We start from the raw sequence: 22,789 nt of genomic DNA, 5'->3' as shown, positions 1-22,789 counted from the left end.
TCGGTGGTTATTGCGTTAGGGAAACGCCCGGTTACATTCCGAACCCGGAAGCTAAGCCTTTCAGCGCCGATGGTACTGCAGGGGGGACCCTGTGGGAGAGTAGGACGCCGCCGAACAACCTTTATAGAAAAGCCCCCAGGCTGAGCCTGGGGGCTTTTCTGCGTCCGCCGACGCGTCTGTCATACCTGCGGCTTAGAGTGGTCTGATGCGGTACGACCTGATCATCTTCGACAACGACGGCGTCCTCGTGGACAGCGAGCCGATCTCCAACCGGATCCTGGCGGATTATCTGACCGAACTCGGCCACCCGACCACGTACGAGGACTCCATTCGCGACTACATGGGCGCCGCCCTCCACCGCGTCCACGACACGGTGCTGGAGCGCTCCGGCCTGCGGCTGCCGGATGACTTCGACGAAACGCTCCACCAACGGGTCTTCGAGGCGTTCCGCCGTGACCTTCGGCCTGTCGCCGGAGTCGCCGAGGCGCTGGAGAAGTTGGATGCCGACGGCATCCCGTACTGCGTCGCGTCCTCGGGGAGCCATGAGCGGATCCGGGTCGCGCTCCGCACGACCGGGCTGTACGAACGCTTCGGGGAGGAGCGGATCTTCAGTTCCCAGGATGTCGGCCGTGGGAAGCCGGCACCGGACCTATTTCTGCACGCGGCCGGGGCGATGGGCTTCGAGGCGCACCGCTGTGCGGTGGTGGAGGACAGCCCGCTGGGCGCGCAGGCGGCGCGCGCGGCCGGGATGGATGTGTACGGCTTCACGGCGATGACACCGGAGGCGAAGCTGGGCCCGGCGAATGGTCTGTTCGGTGAGATGTCCGAACTGCCGGGCCTGCTTCTGCGTTGAGACCGAAGATTGATCTCAGCGCCCTACCCAACTGCGTATGCAAGCCCCTACGCTGCTCGCTCGTGACTCCTCCCCGAAGGGGCTTCTCACCCGGCTCGGAAGAACCTCATGACGGCCAAGCCCTGACCGCTGCCCGAAGGCAGATCCTCAGGCGAGCAAGGAGCTGGGATGGACGCTGCCATATCTGCCCAATCCGACACCCGCCTGCGGCACGGACGGGCCTCGCTGGCCGTCAGTTTCTTTGCTCAGGGCACAGCGTTCGCTCTGCTTGTAACGAGGATTCCCGCTCTGCAGGACCGCTACGGCGTCAGTGACGCGCTGCTGCCGGCTTTTCTCGCGGCCGTGCCGGTGCTGGCCGGCGCGGGCAGTCTGGCGACGGAGCACTTAGTACGCCGGGTTCGGCCGAGCGTGGTGCTGCGCTGGGTGCAGCCGGTGCTGTATTTGGCGCTGCTGGCGGCGGGGGCCGGGAACGCGCTGTGGCAGTTGGCGGCGGCGCTGGCGGTGTTCGGGGTGTGTGTCGGCGGGCTGGACGCGTCGATGAACATGCTGGGGGTGAGCCTGCAGCGGACGTACGGGCGGAGCATCATGCTCGGCTTTCACGCGGCGTACAGCCTGGGCGGGATACTCGGGGCGTCGCTGGCGTGGGTGGGGGCGCACTGGCATCTGTCGCTGCTGGTGCTGTACTCGCCGGTGATCGTGGTGGTGATCCCGCTGGTGCTGGTGGCGAGCCGTTGGTACGTCGACCAGGAGGCGGTGCCGGCCGCCGAGGCCGCTGAGGCGCCGCCTGTCGTGATGAAGCTGCTGATGCCGCTCTGCCTGGTGATGGCCTTCGCGTACATCGGCGACTCGACCGTCTCCAACTGGGGCGCGAAGTATCTCAAGGACACCCTGCACAGCTCCGAGCAGCTGTCGACGGTCCCGTACAACGTCTACATGGTCACGACCCTCATCGGCCGGTCGCTCGGTGACTTCGGGGTCCGGCGGTTCGGCGCGGTGGCCGTGGTACGGGTGGGGACGGTGCTGGCGGCGGGCGGCTTCGCGGTGGTGGCGGTGGCGCCGGGGGCGTGGGTGGGGATGCTGGGCTTCACGATGCTGGGCTTCGGGCTGTGCGTGATCGTGCCGCAGACGTTCGCGGCGGCGGGGCGGCTCTTCCCGGGGGCGTCCGACACGGCGATCGCGCGGCTGAACATTTTCAATTACGTCGGCTTCCTGGTCGGGTCGCCGCTGGTGGGCGGCCTGGGCGATGCGTGGAGTTATCGCGGGGCGATGGTCGTGCCGATGCTGCTGGTGCTCGTCACACTGCGCTACGCCCGCTCGTTCGCGGCGGAGCCGGCCCGGTACGGTGTCGGCCATGAGCGGCCGCGCACAGCTGATGTGGGACGAGCAGGTAACGAGCTATGACTTTGGTCCCGGGCACCCCATGGACCCGGTACGGCTCTCGCTGACCAGAAGTCTGGTCAGCGAGTTCGGGCTGGACCGGGAGCTGGCGGTGGTGGCGGCGCCGGCGGCCGGGGATTCGACGCTGGGGCTGGTGCACCGGGCGGATTACGTGGCCGCGGTGCGCCGGGCGTCGGTGGATCCGAAGAGGGCGGAGCTCGACTACGGGCTCGGTACGGCGGACAACCCGGCGTTCGAGGGCATGCACGAGGCGTCCGCGTTGATCGCCGGGCAGTCGGTCGGCGGGGCGGAGGCGGTGTGGCGGGGTGAGACGGAGCACGCGGTGAATTTCGCGGGCGGGCTGCATCACGCGATGCCAGGGGCGGCGTCAGGGTTCTGTGTGTACAACGACGCGGCGCTGGCGATCGCGCGGCTGCTGGAGCTGGGCGCGGAGCGGGTCGCGTATGTCGATGTGGATGTGCATCACGGGGACGGGGTGCAGGCGGTTTTCTGGGACGACCCCCGGGTTCTGACGATCTCGTTGCATGAGCATCCCCGGACGCTGTTCCCGCAGACGGGGTGGCCGGAGGAGACGGGCGGTCCGGCGGCGGAGGGAAGCGCGGTGAATGTGGCGCTGCCGGCCGGCACGGGGGACGAGGGGTGGCTGCGGGCGTTTCACGCGGTGGTGCCGGAGCTGGTCGCGGCGTTCCGTCCGCAGGTGCTCGTCACCCAGCACGGGGCGGATACGCATTTCGAGGACCCGTTGGCGCACCTGGCGGTGAGCCTGGATGCGCAGCGGATGGTGATGGAGGCCTGTCACGGGCTGGCGCACGAACACGCGGAGGGGCGCTGGCTGGCGCTGGGCGGCGGGGGGTATGCGGTGGCGGAGGTCGTGCCGCGCAGCTGGACGCACCTGGTCGCGATCGCGGCGGGTGCGCCGATCGCGGCGACAACGCCCGTGCCGGAGGTGTGGCGGGGCGAGGTGTACCGGCGGACGCGGGAGGTGGCGCCGTTGCGGATGACGGATGGGCGCGAGCCGCGGTGGCAGAGCTTTGACGACGGTGGTTACGACCCCGCTGATCGCTTGGACCAGGCGGTGCTCGCGACCCGGCGGGCGGTGTTCCCGTCGCACGGTCTGCTGGCGTAACGGGCGGGGCCCCGGCCGCCCGCCCCGAACGGCGGTCGGTTCCCGGTTACGGTCAGCCCGCCGCGAGCAGCGCTGCTGCCCGGTCCACCGCGAAGACGTAGCCCTGGGTGCCGCAGCCGGCGATGACACCGTTGGCGCGCTCGGACACGTAGGAGTGATGCCGGAAGGGCTCGCGCTGGTGGATGTTGGAGATGTGCACCTCGATCACCGGGAGCCCGTCGCAGGCGCTGAGGGCGTCGAGGAGGGCGACGGAGGTGTGCGAGAGCCCGCCGGGGTTGATGATGATGGCCGAGTGGGTGGCGCGGGCTTCGTGGATCCAGTCGATGAGCAGGCCCTCGTGATTGGACTGGCGGCAGTCGACGGCGATGCCGTGGCCCGTGGCGGCCTTGGTGACGAGTGTCTCGACGTCGGCGAGGGTCTCCGAGCCGTAGATCTCGGGCTGGCGCTGGCCGAGGAGGTTGAGGTTGGGGCCGTTGAGGACCAGGATCGTGTGAGTCATGAGGGCGATTCTCGCAGTCGCCCAGGCGTGCGGCCCGGCCGGTCCAGCCGCCCGAAGGGGTGGGCTTTGCGGATTCGGGTGCCGCGCGGCTGCGTACGGCGTCACGATCGGACCGTGCTGAGTGTCGGCGTACTTCGCGCGCATCTGCTGGCGGCCCGGCTGGCCGGTCCTGTGGCGACCCTGAGGGAGAAGAGCCTGCGCAGCTATCGTCTCTTCGCTGCGGGCGACCCCCGCACCACACTCGGACTGGAGCCCGAACGCTCCTGGACGCAGCCGGAGTTGCTGCGGCTGATGGCGGCCCGGTGTGGCGTATCACCTGACCCGGGGCATACTTCCGGTCAAGATGTGATTGATCCTGATCGTACAATTGCCGCGCTTGACGCCTTCGCCAAACGTCTCAAAAGGGCTGCGGTGTGCCGCGAACCGATCCTTCTCGGTACAGGTCACCCGCGCTGGTTGCATGGCTTCTACGCCGAATTGGCCATGGCCTTGTCGGCGGCAGGATGCCCTGTTCTCATCCCATCGCATGGTCGATGTGTCGACATTCCGACCCAAATCGGCGTACGCCAGCACAACCTTTGGTACGTAGGTGGAGTCGGGATCGTAAGGCTGTCCCATCCCTCGGCGCCCGGAAGCACACCGGCGGCACACACGCACTCCCCCCTCCCTGTTCGGGTCGCGCTGGACGGCGCGGCGGCGCGCGGGGGCCGGTTGCCGGAACTGGTGGTGGGGGACCATGGGTGGATCTGCGGGGCAGGTCAACTGGGGGTCGAGGCAATCGGACTGGCGGATTCCGACGACCCGGCGGTGTTTGTCGCCGAGGCGGAGGGGAGGGCGTCCGTCGTGGTTCCGCTTGATGACGCTGTGCGGTCTGATTACTACCGACCGCTTACGCGCTATGTACTCAATCGAGCGTGTCTGTCACAGTAGTCAACGGATGGCTACTCCTCTTCCCCACTTGCATCACCCGCACCTACTCTGGGGAGGAGCGCACATGCGAGCAGGAGTCACCGGAGGGGAAGCCGGTGGCGTGTCATGTGCGGAAGGTTCAGGTGTGTGTCATGGCTTCTAGCGATAGGCCTCTCAACGAGGTCGTGTTCCTGACCGTGGCCGAGGTCGCCGCGGTAATGCGAGTATCCAAGATGACCGTGTACCGGCTGGTGCACAGCGGTCATCTGCCGGCAATCCGGGTGGGCAGGTCCTTCCGGGTGCCGGAGCAGGCCGTCCAGGAATATCTTCGGGAGTCCTTCGTGGGGGTGGAGACTGCTTAACGGCTGCCGCGGCCACCTCGGTTTATGTCCGCAGCTTCTGGGCGGGTAGGCTTGGCCGACGTAGGTCGTGTGGGCTCGGACGCCCCGCACCGAGTGAAAACGAAGCGAGGGTTGTCGTGGGCTCAGTCATCAAGAAGCGGCGCAAGCGTATGGCGAAGAAGAAGCACCGCAAGCTGCTGAAGCGGACGCGTGTGCAGCGTCGCAACAAGAAGTAAAGCGAGCTACCTGCTGTGCTTCCTGCCCTCCTCCCACCATGTTTTCAGTGGTGGGAGGAGGGCAGCCGCGTTTAGAGACACCCATCGCAACACGTAGCGGGTACGGTGCGTGCACAGGAAGCCCGGTTCCGCCGGGCGGAAGGAAGGCGCTGAACCTTGGGCAAGGTCGTGCTCGTCACCGGAGTCGCCCGGCAGCTCGGCGGCCGGATCGCACGGCGGATCAGCCGCGAGCCCGGCGTCGACCGGGTGGTCGGAGTCGATGCGGTGGCTCCCGGGCACGATCTGGGTGGCACCGAGTTCGTCCGGGCCGACATCCGCCATCCGATGATCGCCAAAATACTGGCCGAGCAGGCCGTGGACACCGTCGTGCACATGGATGTCAGCGGCACCCTGCCCGGCAAGAGCAACCGGGCGGCGCTCAAGGAGACCAACGTCATCGGCACGATGCAGCTGCTCGGCGCCTGCCAGCAGGCACCGACGGTGCGGCGGCTGGTGGTGAAGTCGACGACCAGCGTCTACGGCTCCGCGCCCCGAGACCCGGCGGTCTTCACCGAGACGATGCCCCCCAAGTCGCTGCCCAGCGGCGGCTTCGCCAAGGACGCGGTCGAGGTCGAGGGATATGTCCGCGGCTTCGCCCGGCGCCGCCCCGATGTGGCGGTGGCGGTGCTGCGCTTCGCCAACATCCTCGGCCCCAGGGCGGACACCCCGCTCGCGGAGTACTTCTCGATGCCGGTCCTGCCGACCGTCTTCGGCTACGACCCGCGGCTGCAGTTCGTCCACGAGGACGATGTGATGGACGTACTTCTGCTCGCCATCCAGGAGCCACGCCGGTCCACGCTGAACAGCGGCACCTTCAACATCGCGGGCGACGGAGTGCTGTTGCTCTCACAGACCGCCCGCAGGCTGGGCAGGCCCACCGTGCCGGTGCTGCTGCCGGCCGTGACCTGGATGAACCAGATGCTGCGAACAGCGGGGGTCACCGACTTCTCGCCGGAGCAGATCCGGCTGCTTACACACGGCCGGGTGGTGGACACCACGCAGATGCGTGAGACGCTCGGCTTCGTCCCGAAGTTCACCACCGCGGAAGCCTTCTGCGACTTCGCTCGCAGCCGCGGCCCCGGCCTGCTCCCGCCCGAGCGGATCGCCTACGTCGTCGACTGGCTGGCGGACGCCGTGGCCCCTGAACCTGCGGGCAGCAACCAGACGTGAGTGCCGCAACGAGGAGGAGCCGAACCCATGGCGGACGCCAAGGTCATCCCGTTCGACGAGGACACCCGTGCCCGTCGTGGGACTTCGCGGCCGCGGGGACGGGCCGCCGCCCGCAAGAAGGGCGAGACGGGCCCCGGCGCGGCCCCTGGGGGCGCCTCCGCGTCACCGCTCACCGCCGTTCCGGCGGAAGGGTCCGAGGGCCCGGACGGCTCCGGTGATTCCGGCGGGAGCTTGCCGGCAGCCACGCCTACGCTCACGGCCCCGCTGCCCGCGCCCGTGAGCGCGCTCACCGACGCGCTCAGCGATGCGCTCGGCGGAGCCGCCGACCGGCTCCTCGGTGGCCACTGGGACCGTAAGGTCGCCCATGGGCTCGCGTTTCTGCGGCGGCGGGTGACTGGGGATTACGAGGTCGACGACTTCGGCTACGACGAGGAGCTCACCGACCAGGTGCTCATGTCGGTCCTGCGGCCGTTCTTCGACAAGTACTTCCGCGTCGAGGTCAGGGGCATCGAGAACATCCCCGACACCGGCGGCGCCCTGGTCGTCTCCAACCACTCCGGCACGCTTCCCCTCGATGGGCTCATGACCCAGGTCGCCGTGCACGACCACCATCCCGCCGGCCGGCATCTGCGGCTGCTCGCCGCTGATCTTGTCTTCGTACTGCCTCTGGTGAACGAGCTGGCCCGCAAGGCCGGGCACACCCTCGCCTGTGCCGAGGACGCCCAACTGCTGCTGGAGCGCGGCGAGGTCGTCGGTGTGATGCCCGAAGGATTCAAGGGGCTCGGCAAGCCCTTCTCCGACCGGTACAAGCTCCAGCGCTTCGGGCGGGGCGGCTTTGTGGCCACCGCGCTGAAGACCGGGGTGCCGATCATTCCCTGCTCGATCGTGGGCGCCGAGGAGATCTACCCCATGGTCGGCAACTCCAAGACCGTCGCGCGGTTGCTGGGCTTCCCGTACTTCCCGGTGACCCCGACGTTTCCCTGGCTGGGGCCGCTGGGGTTGGTGCCGCTGCCGACGAAGTGGACGATTCAGTTCGGGGAGCCGATTGCGACGGATCATTACACGCCGGAAGCGGCGGAGGATCCGATGCTGGTCTTCAATCTGACGGATCAGGTGCGGGAGACGATTCAGCACACCCTGTACAAATTGCTGGTGCAGCGGCGGTCGGTCTTCTTCTGACCGGCGCGCGGTCGCCGGGGGTCGTCGCCTGCGGCGGGCTTCCCCCTCCCCGCCCCTCCCCGCCCCTCCCCGGCTGCGTCCGATTCGCGGCTGGCGCCGCGTGGGGGGATCCGCCCCGGGCCCGCCTCCTACGCCCTGGCGGGCGTGGGAGGGACCCCCAGTCCTCAAACGCCGGACGGGCTGCAAATGCCACCTGGTTGTGGGCAGGCGTGCGCAGGGCCGAGCGAAGCGAGATGGGGGCACCTCCTGGGGGCACCTCCCGGCCGAAGGCTGGGGAAGGTAGCCGGGGGAGGGCGGGCACAACCAGGCCACCGGCCCGCACGGCGGGTCGGAGCAGCGCCGCAGGCAACCCCGACCCGCCCGCCCGGCAACGGCTAGTTGTCGTCCGAGGTCAGTCCCAGGCCGGGCAGGAGGCCCGGGAGTACGGGCGGGAGGGTGACCGAGGGCGGCGTCGTGGACGCGGAGGGGCTGGCGGAGCTGGTTGAGGAGGAGCCGGTGCCGCCGAGGAGCCCGTCGGCGCCGCCGAGCAGGCCGCTGTCGGGACTGCCGGAGGCGGAGGGCACGGCCTTGTTCTTGCCGCTGCCGGTGGCCATGGAGGACGAGGGCGCGGGACGGTCGGTGCCACCGGAGCGGGTGCTGGAGCCGGGCGAGCCGCCCCGCCCGTCGGTGGTGCTGCCGGTGCGGTCGGCCGGGGGAAGGAGCTTCTGCAGCGGGGCGACTTCATGCTCTATGGCGTCGAAGACCGAGTTGACCTTGTTGCCGACGTCGGTGAGCTGGGAGGGCAGGCGGTCGCGCAGATCGCTCCAGCCCTTGCGGTGGGCGGTGGAGAAGTTGGACAGCGCGGCGATGGGCTTCAGTGAGCCGTCCTTCTTGTACGCGGCGCTGAGCAGCCGGTGGCCCTCGGCGGCTTCCTGCTGCATGCCGGAGAGGGCGCGGGCGATCTCGCCGACCGACTCGGCGTCGAGATTGCCGCTGCGGCTGCGCTCCATGAGGCGGCGGGCTTCCTGCAGGCGGGTCGAGGCGAGGTCGAGGTAGACCTTGCCCCGGTCGGTGTCGCCGTTGGTGAGGCCGAGCCGCATGTCCTCCATGCCGCGCTTGAGGCCGTAGAGGGTGTCGCCGGGCAGCGCGTCGGTGCTGGCGGCGGCGACGCCGCCGAACGCGCCGGCGGCGACGCCCACCGAGAGGCCGCTTGCGGCGAGCCTGCGGGACCAGCGGCGGCGTTTGCCCGCGCGGTGGGTCCCGCCGGTGCTGCCGCCGGTGGCACCGGCGCTGCCGACGCGCTGTACGGGGACCCGCAGGGTGCCGTCGGCGAGCGCGGCCTCCATGGCGGCGATCAGCTGGGCGCGTTGCACGGTCTTGGTCTGGGCGTCCAGCTTCGGCCTGGGCACCTCCTCAAGGGCGTTCGCCAGGGACAGGAGCCGGTTTTGCCCGGCGTCGGCATGCCGGTTCGCGGCGTGGTGGGCGCCATGCTGTTCGGCGGCGGGCTCCTGGGGACGTTCGTCGTCGCCCAGGGCCTCGGCGAAGGCGTTCGCCCGCCGGTGCGCCGTTGGATTCGCGATCACGGACGGCACCTCCTCTCGTCATTCACACTCGACTCCCCGAAGTGCCCGGAAGGTTGCTTTCCTTGAGCCTGATCACCCGATCGAGTGATCGGAAGCGAGCAGGCCACGACAGTGGGGAGTCTGCATTTGATGCAACGAGCGCCGTACGAGTTGGGTTACGCAGTCATGATGATCGGACCGAGACGACCCGCGCAACCACGGCTCACGAGTACGTCTCACCGTGCGTCTTCGGGGAGCAGCCGGGCGAGGGTCCGTACCGCGCGGTACTGCAGGGTCTTGATCGCGCCCTCGTTCTTCCCCATGATGCGGGCGGTCTCGGCGACCGAGAGGCCCTGGAGGAATCGGAGGGTGACGCACTCCTGCTGCTGCGGGTTGAGCTTGCGCACTGCCTTGAGCAGGGTCTCGTTGGAGAGCACCTCCAGGACATCGTCCTCGGGGCTGCGCGCGACCTCGTTGGCGTCGAGCATCTCGCCGGTGGTCACTTCGAGTCGGAAACGGCTCGACTTGAAGTGGTCCGCGACCAGGTTGCGGGCGATCGTGACCAGCCAGGCGCCGAAGTCGCGACCCTGCCAGGTGAACGTGCCGATCCGGCGAAGGGCGCGCAGAAACGTCTCGCTCGTCAGGTCCTCGGCGGTCGCTTTGCCGCCGACGCGGTAATAGATATAGCGGTACACCGTGTCGGAGTAGTGGTCGTAGAGCCGGCCGAACGCTTCGGTTTCACCCGCCTGCGCGCGTTCGACCAGATCCATCATCCGTCCGCTGTCGCTGTCAGCGGCAGGGCGGCGGGACACGGCGCCCTGGCTCGGGGCCTTGCCGGCCCGGGCGCGTCGGCCGACGGCGGTGCCGACCTCGGCCATCGCATAGGCGGGATCTGCGGTGGACACGGGTGCGGCGAAGGCGAGAGCGGGCATGGCGTACGCGGGGACAACGCGCAGGTGGTCAATGACCAGCGCGCGCAACGTAGCCAGGCCAGAGGCGTCAACCCCGGTGTGTGGGTACACGGGACTCCCAGAGGCAGAACTTCCATCACGTGCAGTACGGGACCATTCACTCGTCGTAGCGACGCGTGGGTACCGGCTTGCATCTGAGGAGAATAACGCTTCGTGCAGACAACGCTACACCGAGTTGCTGAAAACGTCGGTTCCGCCCACTCCAGTGCGTTTTGACGATCGATCAATTATCGAACACGGAGGCATTCTTGACCATATTTGGTCGTGAAATGCTCGGGTGGAGTGCGTGTTGTGGCTGTGTGGTAACCCGGGGACTGGCGGGCAGGGAGACGGGGTAGGACTGCCGGATGCCCAGTCGCGCCGCGTCCGCGCTCAGCGGCGCCGGCGCTGGATCGCCACGGCCGCGGCCGTGCCGCCCGCGATCGCGCCGACTCCGGCGGCGGCCGGAATGCCGATCTTGGCGGCCTTGCGTCCCGTGCGGTAGTCGCGCAGCCGCCAGCCCTGGATGCGGGCGTGTTTGCGCAGCCGGGCGTCGGGGTTGATGGCGTACGGGTGTCCGACGAGCGAGAGCATCGGGATGTCGTTGGAGGAGTCGCTGTACGCCGCGCAACGCGAGAGATTCAGGCCCTCGGCGGCGGCCAGGGCGCGCACCGCCTCGGCCTTGGCGGGGCCGTGCAGGAGTCCGCCGACCAGGCGTCCGGTGTAGACGCCGCCGACGGACTCCACGACGGTGCCGAGTGCGCCGGTGAGGCCGAGGCGGCGGGCGATGATGGTGGCGGTCTCCACGGGGGCGGCGGTGACGAGCCAGACGCGCTGGCCGGCGTCGAGGTGGGCCTGGGCGAGGGCGCGGGTGCCGGGCCAGATCTTGCCGGCCATGTACTCGTCGTAGATCTCCTCGCCGATCGTTCTGAGCTCCTCGACGCGGTGCCCCTTGATGATGGAGAGCCCGCTGTCCCGCGCCTCCTGCATGTGCTCCGGGTCCTCGAACCCGGCGAGCCGGAAGTACGCCTGCTGCCAGGCGAAGCGGAGCAGGTCGCGCTTGTGGAAGAACTTCCGTTTGTACAGGCCCCTGCCGAGGTGGAAGACCGCGGCGCCCTGCATCACGGTGTTGTCCAGGTCGAAGAAGGCGGCGGCGTGCGCATCACCGGCGACGGGGAACTCCGGGGGCGTCTTCTCGGAGTCTGCGAGCGTTTTCTCGGCGAGCGCGGCCTCGGCGGCCTCGGCGGCGGCTTCGCCGGCCAGGACGTTGCGGGCAGTGGCGGGGCGGCTACCACGGGTGAGCCATCGGGGAGTGGCCATGTGGTGAGCATATCCAGTCAGTTCCGCGGTCCGGGTTCACGGTTGGTGCGGGTGGATGAACTTTTCGCATCAGAAGGGTTTGGAACAACGATCGGTTGCTCCCGGGCCCGTCGCCGCCCGGAACTCCTGTCCACGAGCCGCCCGGCGCGCGCGGGGGCACAATGGCTGGGATGAGCCCTCTGTTCAAAGCACGCGTGGATGGCAAGGATCCGGCCGATCGTACGGTGACGCTGATCGGCAAGCCGGGCTGCCATCTCTGTGACGACGCGCGCGTCGTGATCGAGAAGGTCACGGGCGAGCTGGGCTCCTCCGTGGAGGAGCTGGACATCACCCAGGATGATGAGCTGTACCGCAAGTACTGGGAGCAGATCCCGGTGGTCCTGGTTGACGGCGAACAGCACGATTTCTGGCGGGTGGACGAAAATCGGCTGCGGCGGGCGCTGGGTGCCAGGTGAATTGCACCGTTCTTTTGCACCCACGTAGTTCCTTTGCACCCGCGTATTCGAATAGTATCGAGTTCGTTTTGTGTAGCGGGGGCGCGTAGGTGAGGAAGGTGACGGCGTGCTCCCGGGCAGGCTTCAGGGGGCGCAGCAGGTGGGCGGCGGTGGGTTCGCCGTCGTGGATCTGGAGGCGACCGGGTCGAGCTCCCGGCGGCACCGGGTGGTCGAGCTGGCCGTGGTCCTGCTTGGCGGGGACTGCTCGCCGCAGGGTGAGTTCTCGACGCTGGTCGACCCTCAGGGACCGGTCGGAGCGACGCATATTCACGGGATCGAGGACCGTCAGCTCAAGCGCGCCAGGGCGCCGCGGTTCGCGGAGATCGCGCCGGGGCTGTTGAGGTTGCTGCGGGGCAGGGTGATGGTGGGGCACAACGTGGGGTGCGACCGGGCGTTCCTGGCCGCGGAGTATGCCCGTATCGGCGTGGAATTCCCCGCCGTGCCCGAGGTGTGCACGATGCGGCTGGCCGCGTTGCGCGACCCGGCGCCGGCCCGGCTGAGCCTGCGGGCGTGTGCGGAGGCGGCCGGGGTGGCGGGCTGGCCGGCGCACATGGCACTGGGAGACGCTCGGGCGACGGCGCGGCTGTTCGCCCATTACACGCGGGAACGTCCGCAGGGGGGCCGGGCCTATGTGGAGCGCGAGGAGGCTGCGCTGGCGGGGGCGGCGGTGCTGGAGTGGCCCAAGTTGCCAGTGGTGACCGGTTCCGGTGCGCTGTGGGTGCGGCGAAAAGGGAACGTTCCGGGGCGGAAAATCGTTCCTTATGTCCGTAATAGGAGCGCGTGATGCCGGTCACTTCGCCTGGACAAACCGGACATCATCTTTGTGCACGCGTTCACAAAGACATAGCCTGGCACGCACGGGGCGGCCATAGTGACTGTGGCCGTCCGCAGCCGAGCTGTACCGGCAGGAGCATCGTGGCAACTGGCCGAAATCACCGACCGGCGACCCGCAGCCGAGGGATCCCCGAGGCCACCGTCGCCCGGCTTCCGCTGTACCTGCGGGCGCTGACCTCGCTCTCCGAGCGTTCGGTGCCCACGGTGTCGTCCGAGGAACTCGCGGCCGCCGCCGGAGTGAACTCCGCCAAGCTCCGCAAGGACTTCTCGTATCTCGGTTCCTACGGAACCCGTGGCGTCGGCTATGACGTCGAGTACCTCGTGTACCAGATCTCCCGCGAACTCGGACTGACCCAGGACTGGCCGGTTGTGATCGTCGGCATGGGTAATCTCGGCGCCGCGCTCGCCAACTACGGCGGCTTCGCCTCCCGGGGTTTCCGGATCGCCGCCCTCATAGACGCCGACGCGAGCCTGGCCGGAAAGCTGATCGCCGGGCTCCCGGTGCGACACGCCGAGGAGCTGGAGGAGATCGTCGACGACAACCAGGTGTCCATCGGCGTGATCACCACCCCGGCCGGCGCGGCGCAGGAGGTCTGCGACCGGCTGGTCGGCGCCGGAGTCACCTCGATCCTCAACTTCGCGCCGACTGTCCTCACGGTGCCCGACGGAGTCGACGTCCGAAAGGTCGACCTCTCCATCGAACTCCAGATCCTCGCCTTCCACGAGCAGCGCAAGGCCGGCGAGGAGTTCGACGACACCGTCACCGCGCCCCCCAAACGACAGCCGACCAGCACCGGACCTGACGGGGACCTCCCCGCCGTGATGCCGGCATGAGCCTCCTCGTCGTAGGTCTGAGCCACCGCAGCGCCCCGGTCAGCGTCCTGGAGCGGGCGGCGCTCGCCGAGGACACCAAGGCGAAGCTGCTGCTCGACGCGGTCGCCGCCGAGCCCGCCGCCGAGGCGGCCGTCCTGTCCACCTGCAACCGCATCGAGCTCTACGCGGACGTGGAGAAGTTCCACGCGGGCGTCGCCGGGCTGTCCACCCTGCTGGCCCAGCACAGCGGGGTCACGCTGGAGGAGCTCACCCCGTACCTCTACGTCCACTACGAGGACCGGGCCGTCCACCACCTCTTCTCCGTGGCCTGCGGGCTGGACTCCATGGTCGTCGGCGAGGGCCAGATCCTCGGCCAGATCAAGGACACCCTCGGGCTCGGCCAGGAGCTGCACACCGCCGGACGGCTGCTCAACGACGTCTTCCAGCAGTCGCTGCGGGTCGGCAAGCGTGCCCACTCCGAGACCGGCATCGACAAGGCCGGCCAGTCACTGGTCACCTTCGGCCTCGACCAGCTCGCCCGCGCCATCGGCGGAACCGACTCCTTCGGCGAGTGGGCCGACGGCAAGCGCGCCCTCGTCGTCGGCGCCGGCTCCATGAGCTCGCTCGCCGCCACCACGCTCGCCCGCGCGGGCGTCTCCGAGATCGTCGTCGCCAACCGCACGGAGGAGCGCGCCAAGCGCCTGGCCCAGGCCATCGGCGGCCGCGCCGTGCGTATGGACGAGGTCGCCGCCGAGCTGCCGTCCGCCGACATCGTCGTGTCCTGTACGGGGGCCACCGGGCAGGTCGTCGCGGCCGAGACGGTCTTCCGCGCGCTGCTCTCCCGTACCGCCACCTCGCCCATCGGCCTGCTCGACCTGGCCATGCCGCGCGACATCGACCCCGTCGTCCACACCCTGGACGGCGCGCACCTCGTGGACCTGGAGACCATCGGCAACGCCGCCCAGGACGCCCCGATGGCCGCCGACGTCGACGAGGTGCGAAAAATCGTCTCCTCCGAGGTCGCAGCCTTCGGCGCGGCCCAGCGAGCCGCGCACATCACCCCCACCGTGGTGGCGCTGCGCTCCATGGCCGCCGACCTCGTGGCCGGCGAACTGGCCCGGCTCCACGGCCGCCTCCCAGACCTGGACGACAAGAGCCGCGCGGAGGTCACCCAGACCGTGCGCCGCGTCGTCGACAAGCTCCTGCACGCGCCCACCGTGCGGGTCAAGCAGCTCGCGGGCGAACCCGGCGGCGCCGGGTACGCCGACGCGCTGCGGGAACTGTTCGACCTCGACCCGCAGGCGGTCGCCGCCGTCAGCAGGGCTGACTCCCCGAGCACAGATGAACCGAATCGAGGGCGGGCATGACAAGCCCAACCGCACTCCCCACCGCACTTAAACTGGGCACTCGGCGCAGTGCCCTCGCCATGGCGCAGTCCGGCCAGGTCGCGGAGCAGGTCCGGCAGCTGATCGGACGGTCCGTGGAACTGGTCGAGATCACGACATACGGTGACACCTCGCGCGAGCACCTCGCGCAGATCGGCGGCACCGGCGTCTTCGTCTCCGCGCTGCGTGACGCGTTGCTGGCCGGGAAGATCGATCTGGCGGTCCACTCGCTGAAGGACCTGCCGACGGCCGACGCCGAAGGGCTGACGCTGGCCGCCATCCCGGTCCGCGAGGACCCGCGCGACGCGCTGGTCGCCCGCGACGGGCTCAGCTTCGAGCAGCTCCCTGACGGTGCTCGGATCGGTACCGGCTCGCCACGCCGGATGGCGCAGCTCAACCACTGGGCCCGCTCAATGGGCCGGGCGATCGAGACCGTGCCCATCCGCGGCAATGTGGACACCCGTATCGGATATGTTGCCTCGGGCGACCTCCACGCCGTCGTGCTGGCCGCCGCCGGGCTGAACCGCCTCGGCCGCCTCGGTGAGGCCACCCAGCTGATCCCCACCGACGCTCTACTGCCTGCCCCTGGCCAGGGGGCCCTGGCCATCGAATGTGCCGCGCACAATGTGGTGCTGGCCGATGCGCTCGCCGAGCTCGACGACCCGTTCACCCGGGCCGCCGTGACCGCCGAGCGAAGCCTGCTCGCCGCCCTCGAGGCCGGCTGCTCCGCCCCTGTGGGCGCGCTCGCCGAACCTCACTTCCAAGGGGCCGCCGAGCGGGTAACCGAGCTGCGCCTGCGCGGCGTCGTCGGCACGACCGACGGCGTCGAGCTGGTGCAGATGTCCATCACCGGTCCCACCCCCGCCACTCGTACGGAAGCCGCGGCCCTCGGCCGCGAACTCGCCGACGAGATGCTCGCCAAGGGTGCCGCCGGTCTTATGGGGGAGCGAGACCTGTGAGCCCCATCGCCGCCGTCGCAACGACCACCGCCGTCCCGGTATCCGGGTACGTCACCTTCCTCGGTGCCGGACCGGGAGACCCCGGACTGCTGACCCTGCGCGCCGTCGAGGCGCTGGCCCGCGCCGACCTGCTGGTGGCCGAGCCGCAGGTGCTCGACGTCGTGCGCACGCACGCCCGCGCATCCGTGGACACCGCCGAACCAGCCACCGGGGACGGCCCATTGGGCGCTCCCGCTGCCGTTTCCGCTGTCGTCCAGCTTGTCATGGCGTCCGCGCGCACCGGCAAGCGGGTCGTCCGTGCCGTCGCCGGCGACCCCGGCCTCGACGCCGGCGCCGCCGACGAGATGCTCGCCTGCGCCCAGGCCGGCATCCCCTTCGAGGTCGTGCCGGGCGTCGCCCACGCGGTCGGCGTCCCCGCCTACGCGGGCGTGCCGCTGAGCGGTGACGTACGGTTTGTCGACGCCGCCACCGCCTCCGATCGCTGCTGGACCGAGGTCGGCGCCAGCGACGCCACCCTCGTGGTCTCCACCACCCTCCAGACCGTCGCCGCCACCGCCGCTGAACTGGTGTCCTCCGGCCGCAAGCCCGAGACCCTCCTCACGGTCACCGTCGCCGGCACCACCACCCGCCAGCGCACCTGGACCGCCACCCTCGCCACCATCGCCGCCGAGCTGAAGGCAGCGAAGGCGCTGCCCACGCCGGAGGGCCCGATCCCGGCGATAGCCGTTGTCGGCGGCCAGACCGGCCGGCGCGAGCAACTCTCCTGGTTCGAGACCAAGCCCCTCTTCGGCTGGAAGATCCTCGTACCGCGCACCAAGGAGCAGGCCGGCTCGCTCTCGGAGCAGCTGTGCTCCTACGGCGCGGTGCCGCACGAGGTGCCGACCATCGCCGTCGAACCCCCGCGCACCCCCCAGCAGATGGAGCGCGCGGTAAAGGGCCTGGTCACCGGCCGTTACGAATGGATCGCCTTCACCTCGGTGAACGCCGTCAAGGCGGTACGCGAGAAGTTCGAGGAGTACGGGCTCGACGCCAGGGCCTTCGCCGGCATCAAGGTCGCGGCCGTCGGCGAGCAGACCGCGAAGTCGCTCGTCGAATTCGGCGTCAAGCCGGACCTCGTCCCGAGCGGTGAGCAGTCCGCTGCGGGCCTGTTGGAGGACTGGCCGCCCTACGACCCCGTTTTCGACCCCATCGACCGGGTTTTCCTGCCCCGCGCCGACATCGCCACGGAGACGCTGGTCGCGGGGCTGGTCGAGCTCGGCTGGGAGGTCGACGACGTCACGGCCTACCGGACCGTGCGGGCCTCGCCCCCGCCTGCCGACACCCGCGAGGCGATCAAGGGCGGCGGCTTCGACGCGGTGCTTTTCACTTCGTCGAGTACGGTACGGAATCTTGTCGGCATCGCCGGCAAGCCTCATAACGTCACCGTTATCGCCTGTATCGGCCCGGCGACGGCCAAGACCGCCGAGGAGCACGGGCTGCGGGTCGACGTCATGTCGCCGGAGCCGTCGGTACACGCGTTGGCGCAGGCGCTGGCCGACTTCGGCACGGCCCGGCGTGAGGCCGCGCTCGAGGCGGGTGACCCGGTCACGCGGCCCAGCGAACGCCGCCCCGGCGCGCGGCGGAGGGCGCGCGTCTGACCCTGCCCGGGCCGGTGGTCGGCGTTGTGCCCACCCCTCCCCCAGCTGCCTCCCCCAGCCTTCGGCCGGGAGGTGCCCCCAGGAGGTGCCCCCATCTCGCTTCGCTCGGCCCTGCGGCCCGCCTGCCCACAACGTGGGTCTATTCAGCCCGTCCGGCGTTTGAGGACTGGGGTACCTCCCATGCCCGCCAGGGTGTAGGGGGCGGGTCCGGGGCGGAGCCCCCCACGCGGCGCCAGCCGCAAATCGGACGCAGCCGGGAAGGGGCGGGGTGGGGGAAGCGCCGCAGGCAGGCGGCCCGACCAACCCCGGCAGGTTGTCGGGAAAACCTGGCTCCGGACGGGCGTACCGTGGTTCCTGGACGACCCCGGTAACGGAGAAAGGCACGGACATGAGCAACACGTACGGCGAGTTCCCAGCGGCGCGCCCCCGCCGCCTGCGTACGACTCCGGCCATGCGGCGCCTCGTCGCCGAAACCCGGCTGCACCCGGCCGAGCTGATCCTCCCCGCCTTCGTACGCGAAGGCGCCACCACCCCGGTGCCGATCTCCGCCATGCCCGGCGTCGTCCAGCACACCCGCGACTCGCTCCGCAAAGCCGCCGTCGAGGCGGCCCGGGCGGGCGTCGGCGGCATCATGCTCTTCGGCGTGCCGGAGGAGGAGAAGAAGGACGCGATCGGCTCGCCCGGCACAGACCCGGACGGCATCCTGCAGGTCGCCATCCGCGATGTCATCAGCGAGGTCGGAGACGAGCTCGTCGTCATGTCCGACCTCTGCCTGGACGAGCACACCGACCACGGCCACTGCGGCGTCCTGGACGCCGACGGCCGCGTGGACAACGACGCCACCCTGGAGCGCTACGCCGAGATGGCCCGCGTGCAGGCTGCCGCCGGCGTCCATGTGGTGGGCGCCAGCGGCATGATGGACGGCCAGGTCGCCCGTAGCCGCCAGGCTCTGGACGGCGCCGGGTATCAGGACGTCTCCATCCTCGCCTACACGGCCAAGTACGCCTCGGCCTTCTACGGCCCCTTCCGCGAGGCCGTCGGCTCATCCCTCAAGGGCGACCGCAAGACGTACCAGCAGGACCCGGCCAATTTCCGCGAGTCGATGCGCGAGCTCGCCCTCGACCTCGCCGAGGGCGCGGACATGGTCATGGTCAAGCCCGCCCTGCCTTACCTGGACGTGCTGAGCAAGGTCGCCGAGTCCGTGGACGTCCCGGTGGCCGCCTACCAGATCAGCGGCGAGTACGCGATGGTCGAAGCCGCCGCTGCGAACGGGTGGATCGACCGTGAGCGGGCGATCATGGAAACCTTGACGAGCGTGCGGCGGGCGGGCGCCAGCATGATCTTGACCTACTGGGCCACCGAGGTCGCGCGCCAGCTCTGACGCCGGCGCCTGATCACCCTCGCGTGGAGCGCTTTCGCCTGGGGGCATAGGAATGCCTTGGCCTGGTCGACCAAGCCAAGGCATCGTGCAGCGCGCTGCATGGACGGTACGTCACATGCCGACGCACTCAGGCAGTCACCATCCCCAGCCGTAGCCGCCGTGGCCGTAGCCGCCGTGGCCGTAGCCGCCGTAGCCGCCGTAGCCGCCGTAGCCGCCGTAGCCGCCATGACCGTAGCCGCCGTGGCCGCCATAACCGCCGCCGTGGCCGCCGCCGCCGTGGCCGCCGCCGTAGGTTGTGCTGGCGACAGTCTGGGCCGGGGCTGCGGACGCCGCTCCGGCGGCAGCGACCGAGGCGCCGCCGAACAGCAGAATGGTGCCCGCGCTCACTGCGATGACTTTCGTGAATCGCTTGGTGGACATGATCCACACCTCTTAACATAGAGACTGTGTGGCACGCGCCCGCGGATTGGTTAACCGCCTCTGGCGGAACCCGGAGGTGCGGGGTAACGGCGGACGGCTCTTGGCTAGTTCCCGCTGGCCACCTGCGCGCCGCGCTTGTACCTCCTACTACGTTCGCAGCCTACACCTCTCAGATGGGCCAAAAAGGCGCATAAACGGACATGTGCTGTGATTCCCTCCGGTTGTCCGACTGCTCAGCGCAAAGCCGCAGGTCAACGCCTCGGTAGGACCTCGGCAGGGTCTCGAAAAATGCGTGACATCCGTTCTTGATCAAGTGGGGCCGAGCCTGGACGGCGGCCGGCCTCGCCCAGGGGTCCCGGCAGGCCGGCAACGCCCACCAGCAAGCACCGCTCAGGCCCGGCTGCCGGCTCTCGGCCGGTCAGGAATGGCCCCACCGGTGTACGTGCGTAGACCTCAGTCCGAAGCAGGCCGGGGTCCCGGCCGATGAACTCCGCCGCCCACGCCGGGTCCGGTCCATCTCCGGCACGTTCGCTTTTCGTGTCCAACAGGTCGTCAAACCGCTCGGCCAGTTCGCGCTGCGTGAGCCGGACTGCCCTGCGGAACGGGGCCAGTTGGGCGGCTACGAGCCGCCGGCGCGCGGGGTGTTGCGAAGCGCACGGATGATGTGTTGCTCTGCGTCAGTGAGTTGGCCATGAACGCGTTGCTGCACGGGGTGCCGCCGGGGCGGCATGGCTCACTTGAGGAGGAGGCCGTCGACCTCAAGCTCCACCTTTGCGCCGATGGACTCGGGCAGGACGAAGGTTTCGCCCTTCCGATACACCGAACGCGTGCGGTATTCCCCGCCGCGGGGGTCGGTGCAGACGATGACCTCGCCATGCTCGCGATCGCAGATGACGTAGACGGGCACCCCTGCGCCTGCATAGGCATCGGGTTTGCGTTCTACGTCGTCGCGCCAGTTGGTGGAGGTGATCTCCAGGACCAGCCTGAAAATCGCAGGGTCGTAGCACTTGTACTTGATCTCGTGATCGCGGAATTCCTTGTCCACTACGGCGAGATCGGGTACGGCGTGGTCGTCCCCGCTGGGCAGCCAGAGTCCGATCCCTTGGATGACGTAGGCGTCTTTGCGGTGGAGCGCAGCGAACGCCAGCGTCAGATCAGTGAGGGCCAGCCCGTGAGGGCCGTCGGCTGCTGGAGTCACCAGGAGTTGTCCTTCAAGGATCTCCACCCTGTGATGGGGGAGGGATCGGGCCGCATACTCGGCGATGTCGATGAGGCTCACCGGTGTCTCTTCCGGCACCGGCCGGCAGGGGCGCTCCGGGGCAACCGTCATGTCGCTCCTCCTGTCTGCCTCGTCCTTGTCGGTCACGGGACCTCATCTCGATCGTAGGACGCGTCCAGTAACGATTCTGCCGGTCAAAACGGGCCAAAGCAGCCCTATGGCGGCCCTGGCAGTGTGCACCGGGGCCGCCATATGGGGGGCGCATTGGAGCGCTCAGAGGCGCTCGGGCGTCCGGATGCCCAGCAGTACCATGCCCTGGTGCAGGGTGCGGCCGGTCAGCTCGCACAGGAACAGGCGGTTCTCCCGGAGCTCGACCGAATTCTCGGCCTTGAGGACTGGGCACTGCTCGTAGAACGTCGCGAAGGCCGAGGCCACCGAGTAGAGGTACGAGGCCAGCTTGTGGGGCTCGTAGGTCTCGCTGACGCTTTCCAGCGTGTTGCCGAATTCGTCCAGCAGCAGCCCGAGAGCACGCTCCGCCGGGGCCAGCGGAAGCTCCGGGTGGGGGGAGGGCCGGGCATCTCCGGCCTTGCGGAGGATCGACTGGATGCGGGCGAAGGCGTACTGCAGGTAGACACTCGTGTCACCGGTCAGCGACACCATCCGGTCGAGGTCGAAGACATAATCGCGGCCCAGGGAGGTGGACAGGTCCGCGTACTTGATCGCGCCGATGCCGACCTCGGCGCCGCGTTCCTCGATCTCCTGCTCCGACAGTTCTTCGTTCTTCTCCCGGACGACGGACTTTGCCCGGTCCACCGCCTCGTCCAGCAGGTCGACCAGCCGGAAGGATTCGCCCGCACGGGTCTTGAACGGCTTGCCGTCCTTGCCCAGGACCGTGCCGAAGGGGATGTGCTTGACGGTGATCTCCTCGGTCAGCCAGCCCGCCCGGCGGGCGGTGGCGAAGACCATCTTGAAATGCAGCGCCTGCCGGACATCGACGACATACAGCAGGGTGTCGGCGTGCAGATCCCGCACCCGGTTGCGGATCGCGGACAGGTCGGTGGCGGCGTAGCCGAAGCCGCCGTCCGCCTTCTGCACGATCAGCGGTACCGGCTCGCCGTCCTTGCCCTTGATGTCGTCGAAGAACACGCACAGCGCACCGTTGGACCGCACGGCGACGCCGGTGTCCTCAAGCAGCTTGCAGGTCTCGACCAGCATGTCGTTGTAGCCGCTCTCGCCGACGATGTCCTCGTCGCGGATGGCGATGTCGAGCTTGTCGTAGACCGAGTAGAAGTAGATCTTCGACTCGTCCACGAACTGCTGCCAGATCGCGAGCGTCTCCGGGTCGCCGGCCTGTAGCTCGACCAGCCGCTTGCGGCTGCGGGTCTTGAACTCCTCGTCGGTGTCGAAGAGCGCCCGCCCCGCCTTGTAGACCCGGTCCAGCCGGGACATCGACTCCTCGCCGTCGCTGCCCTCGGGAGAGGCGTCCAGCTCGTGCGGGTGCTCGATCAGATACTGGACGAGCATGCCGAACTGGGTGCCCCAGTCGCCGATGTGGTGGCGGCGGATCACCGTCTCGCCCTCGAATTCGAGGATCTTGGCGATCGCGTCGCCGATCACCGAGGAGCGGAGGTGGCCGACGTGCATCTCCTTCGCCACATTGGGCTGGGCGTAGTCGATGACCGTGATCCCCGGCTTCTCGGCCGACGGAACGCCGAGGCGACCGTCCGCCGCGCGGGCGGCGAGGATGTTGGTGATGGCGGCGTCGGAGACCGTGATGTTGAGGAAGCCGGGGCCGGACACCTCGATGTCCGCGATCAGCTCGCCGTCGGCGGGGAGAGCGGTGACGACCTTGGCGGCGAGCTCGCGCGGGTTGGCCTTGTTCCGCTTGGCCAGGCCCAGCACCCCGTTGGCCTGGAAGTCGGCCCGGTCGCTACGTCGCAGCAGCGGATCGGCGCCGAGGACGTCGGCGATGCGCTGCTGGATCGTGGCGGAGAGGGACGGAACCGAAGCCATGGGCCGAGCCGTTTCGATAGGGGGCTGCTAAGTGGTTTGGCGAGCAACCCAGTATCCCAGACAATTGACCCTG

The 22,789-nt window shown here is 69.3% G+C and carries 22 protein-coding genes and 1 rRNA gene; 16 read left to right on the top strand and 7 right to left on the bottom strand.

The genetic code is table 11. From position 1 onward, the window contains the following. The 4 genes from rrf to FCI23_RS03930 all read left to right on the top strand — a co-directional run bounded on the left by rrf (nucleotide 1) and on the right by FCI23_RS03930 (nucleotide 3,377). A 5S ribosomal RNA gene (gene rrf, locus FCI23_RS03945) occupies nucleotides 1-116 on the top strand. Nucleotides 117-205: 89 nt separating this feature from the next. Next, nucleotides 206-853: an HAD family hydrolase gene (locus tag FCI23_RS03940; protein ID WP_136722000.1), complete on the top strand. Its 648-nt coding sequence runs from the start codon at nucleotides 206-208 to the stop codon at nucleotides 851-853. A 168-nt stretch (nucleotides 854-1,021) separates the two neighbouring features. Beyond that, nucleotides 1,022-2,254 (top strand): MFS transporter, encoded by a 1,233-nt coding sequence (locus FCI23_RS03935; protein WP_136721999.1) that lies wholly within the window; start codon nucleotides 1,022-1,024, stop codon nucleotides 2,252-2,254. Beyond that, the gene (locus tag FCI23_RS03930; RefSeq protein ID WP_136721998.1) at nucleotides 2,205-3,377 is read left to right on the top strand and encodes an acetoin utilization protein AcuC; all 1,173 of its coding nucleotides are present in this window, start codon (nucleotides 2,205-2,207) and stop codon (nucleotides 3,375-3,377) included. Before FCI23_RS03935 ends, FCI23_RS03930 begins: the two co-directional genes overlap by 50 nt. A 52-nt stretch (nucleotides 3,378-3,429) precedes the next feature. Here the strand turns inward: FCI23_RS03930 and aroQ are convergent, their stop codons facing one another. Then, entirely contained in the window at nucleotides 3,430-3,876 is a 447-nt protein-coding gene (gene aroQ, locus FCI23_RS03925; protein WP_136721997.1) for a type II 3-dehydroquinate dehydratase, read from the bottom strand. Between the two features lie 114 nt (nucleotides 3,877-3,990). Between aroQ and FCI23_RS03920 the strand changes: the two genes are divergently transcribed. The 5 genes from FCI23_RS03920 (at nucleotide 3,991) to FCI23_RS03900 (ending at nucleotide 7,750) form a co-directional block, all read left to right on the top strand. Then, nucleotides 3,991-4,806: a phosphatase gene (locus tag FCI23_RS03920; protein WP_136721996.1), complete on the top strand. Its 816-nt coding sequence runs from the start codon at nucleotides 3,991-3,993 to the stop codon at nucleotides 4,804-4,806. Between the two features lie 131 nt (nucleotides 4,807-4,937). After that, complete coding sequence (locus FCI23_RS03915; RefSeq protein WP_136721995.1) at nucleotides 4,938-5,147, top strand: helix-turn-helix domain-containing protein; 210 nt, start codon at nucleotides 4,938-4,940, stop codon at nucleotides 5,145-5,147. A gap of 116 nt (nucleotides 5,148-5,263) precedes the next feature. Next, entirely contained in the window at nucleotides 5,264-5,362 is a 99-nt protein-coding gene (locus FCI23_RS03910) for a 30S ribosomal protein bS22 (protein ID WP_003948845.1), read from the top strand. 156 nt (nucleotides 5,363-5,518) lie between these two features. After that, nucleotides 5,519-6,571 (top strand): NAD-dependent epimerase/dehydratase family protein, encoded by a 1,053-nt coding sequence (locus tag FCI23_RS03905; protein WP_136721994.1) that lies wholly within the window; start codon nucleotides 5,519-5,521, stop codon nucleotides 6,569-6,571. Nucleotides 6,572-6,598: 27 nt separating this feature from the next. After that, nucleotides 6,599-7,750, top strand: coding sequence for a lysophospholipid acyltransferase family protein (locus FCI23_RS03900; RefSeq protein ID WP_136721993.1), 1,152 nt, complete (start codon nucleotides 6,599-6,601; stop codon nucleotides 7,748-7,750). 374 nt (nucleotides 7,751-8,124) lie between these two features. Here FCI23_RS03900 and FCI23_RS03895 read toward each other — a convergent pair whose 3' ends face one another. From FCI23_RS03895 to FCI23_RS03885, 3 genes are all read right to left on the bottom strand, one after another. Next, nucleotides 8,125-9,312: a DUF5667 domain-containing protein gene (locus FCI23_RS03895; RefSeq protein ID WP_136721992.1), complete on the bottom strand. Its 1,188-nt coding sequence runs from the start codon at nucleotides 9,310-9,312 to the stop codon at nucleotides 8,125-8,127. Between the two features lie 215 nt (nucleotides 9,313-9,527). Continuing rightward, nucleotides 9,528-10,313: an ECF subfamily RNA polymerase sigma factor, BldN family gene (locus FCI23_RS03890; RefSeq protein WP_136721991.1), complete on the bottom strand. Its 786-nt coding sequence runs from the start codon at nucleotides 10,311-10,313 to the stop codon at nucleotides 9,528-9,530. Between the two features lie 321 nt (nucleotides 10,314-10,634). Continuing rightward, on the bottom strand, nucleotides 10,635-11,561 hold the full coding sequence (locus tag FCI23_RS03885; protein ID WP_136721990.1) for an HAD family hydrolase: 927 nt from the start codon (nucleotides 11,559-11,561) through the stop codon (nucleotides 10,635-10,637). Nucleotides 11,562-11,722: 161 nt separating this feature from the next. On the opposite strand from FCI23_RS03885, the gene FCI23_RS03880 reads away from it, so the two are divergent. The 7 genes from FCI23_RS03880 to hemB all read left to right on the top strand — a co-directional run bounded on the left by FCI23_RS03880 (nucleotide 11,723) and on the right by hemB (nucleotide 19,064). Next, nucleotides 11,723-12,016, top strand: coding sequence for a glutaredoxin family protein (locus tag FCI23_RS03880; RefSeq protein ID WP_169316671.1), 294 nt, complete (start codon nucleotides 11,723-11,725; stop codon nucleotides 12,014-12,016). Nucleotides 12,017-12,122: 106 nt separating this feature from the next. After that, the gene (locus FCI23_RS03875; RefSeq protein ID WP_136721988.1) at nucleotides 12,123-12,839 is read left to right on the top strand and encodes a 3'-5' exonuclease; all 717 of its coding nucleotides are present in this window, start codon (nucleotides 12,123-12,125) and stop codon (nucleotides 12,837-12,839) included. A 131-nt stretch (nucleotides 12,840-12,970) separates the two neighbouring features. Continuing rightward, nucleotides 12,971-13,723, top strand: coding sequence for a redox-sensing transcriptional repressor Rex (locus FCI23_RS03870; protein WP_136721987.1), 753 nt, complete (start codon nucleotides 12,971-12,973; stop codon nucleotides 13,721-13,723). Then, nucleotides 13,720-15,069, top strand: coding sequence for a glutamyl-tRNA reductase (locus tag FCI23_RS03865; protein WP_136721986.1), 1,350 nt, complete (start codon nucleotides 13,720-13,722; stop codon nucleotides 15,067-15,069). Before FCI23_RS03870 ends, FCI23_RS03865 begins: the two co-directional genes overlap by 4 nt. Next, nucleotides 15,066-16,046: a hydroxymethylbilane synthase gene (gene hemC / locus FCI23_RS03860; protein WP_136721985.1), complete on the top strand. Its 981-nt coding sequence runs from the start codon at nucleotides 15,066-15,068 to the stop codon at nucleotides 16,044-16,046. Before FCI23_RS03865 ends, hemC begins: the two co-directional genes overlap by 4 nt. Next, nucleotides 16,043-17,683 (top strand): bifunctional uroporphyrinogen-III C-methyltransferase/uroporphyrinogen-III synthase, encoded by a 1,641-nt coding sequence (locus tag FCI23_RS03855; RefSeq protein WP_246143287.1) that lies wholly within the window; start codon nucleotides 16,043-16,045, stop codon nucleotides 17,681-17,683. Before hemC ends, FCI23_RS03855 begins: the two co-directional genes overlap by 4 nt. A 388-nt stretch (nucleotides 17,684-18,071) precedes the next feature. Beyond that, nucleotides 18,072-19,064: a porphobilinogen synthase gene (gene hemB / locus FCI23_RS03850; protein ID WP_136721984.1), complete on the top strand. Its 993-nt coding sequence runs from the start codon at nucleotides 18,072-18,074 to the stop codon at nucleotides 19,062-19,064. A 135-nt stretch (nucleotides 19,065-19,199) separates the two neighbouring features. Here hemB and FCI23_RS58130 read toward each other — a convergent pair whose 3' ends face one another. From FCI23_RS58130 to argS, 3 genes are all read right to left on the bottom strand, one after another. Further along, complete coding sequence (locus tag FCI23_RS58130; protein WP_211265191.1) at nucleotides 19,200-19,484, bottom strand: hypothetical protein; 285 nt, start codon at nucleotides 19,482-19,484, stop codon at nucleotides 19,200-19,202. A gap of 733 nt (nucleotides 19,485-20,217) precedes the next feature. Further along, nucleotides 20,218-20,850, bottom strand: a complete 633-nt coding sequence (locus tag FCI23_RS03840) for a Uma2 family endonuclease (protein WP_322973793.1) — start codon at nucleotides 20,848-20,850, stop codon at nucleotides 20,218-20,220. Nucleotides 20,851-20,976: 126 nt separating this feature from the next. Further along, nucleotides 20,977-22,716 (bottom strand): arginine--tRNA ligase, encoded by a 1,740-nt coding sequence (gene argS, locus FCI23_RS03835; protein WP_136721983.1) that lies wholly within the window; start codon nucleotides 22,714-22,716, stop codon nucleotides 20,977-20,979. Nucleotides 22,717-22,789: the final 73 nt, after the last annotated feature.

Source organism: Actinacidiphila oryziradicis (assembly GCF_005047355.1).
GTDB classification, from domain to species: Bacteria; Actinomycetota; Actinomycetes; order Streptomycetales; family Streptomycetaceae; genus Actinacidiphila; species Actinacidiphila oryziradicis.
Note: the sequence above shows the minus strand (reverse complement) of the source record. Positions and strands in the feature narration are given on the sequence as shown.

Coding starts and splice junctions, on each gene's coding strand:
- FCI23_RS03900 (WP_136721993.1), top strand. CDS start 6,599: ATGGCGGACGCCAAGGTCATCCCGTTCGACGAGGACACCCGTGCCCGT.
- hemC (WP_136721985.1), top strand. CDS start 15,066: ATGACAAGCCCAACCGCACTCCCCACCGCACTTAAACTGGGCACTCGG.
- FCI23_RS03935 (WP_136721999.1), top strand. CDS start 1,022: ATGGACGCTGCCATATCTGCCCAATCCGACACCCGCCTGCGGCACGGA.
- FCI23_RS58130 (WP_211265191.1), bottom strand. CDS start 19,484: ATGTCCACCAAGCGATTCACGAAAGTCATCGCAGTGAGCGCGGGCACC.
- FCI23_RS03885 (WP_136721990.1), bottom strand. CDS start 11,561: ATGGCCACTCCCCGATGGCTCACCCGTGGTAGCCGCCCCGCCACTGCC.
- FCI23_RS03865 (WP_136721986.1), top strand. CDS start 13,720: ATGAGCCTCCTCGTCGTAGGTCTGAGCCACCGCAGCGCCCCGGTCAGC.
- argS (WP_136721983.1), bottom strand. CDS start 22,716: ATGGCTTCGGTTCCGTCCCTCTCCGCCACGATCCAGCAGCGCATCGCC.
- FCI23_RS03940 (WP_136722000.1), top strand. CDS start 206: ATGCGGTACGACCTGATCATCTTCGACAACGACGGCGTCCTCGTGGAC.
- aroQ (WP_136721997.1), bottom strand. CDS start 3,876: ATGACTCACACGATCCTGGTCCTCAACGGCCCCAACCTCAACCTCCTC.
- FCI23_RS03915 (WP_136721995.1), top strand. CDS start 4,938: ATGGCTTCTAGCGATAGGCCTCTCAACGAGGTCGTGTTCCTGACCGTG.
- FCI23_RS03880 (WP_169316671.1), top strand. CDS start 11,723: ATGGCTGGGATGAGCCCTCTGTTCAAAGCACGCGTGGATGGCAAGGAT.
- FCI23_RS03930 (WP_136721998.1), top strand. CDS start 2,205: ATGAGCGGCCGCGCACAGCTGATGTGGGACGAGCAGGTAACGAGCTAT.
- hemB (WP_136721984.1), top strand. CDS start 18,072: ATGAGCAACACGTACGGCGAGTTCCCAGCGGCGCGCCCCCGCCGCCTG.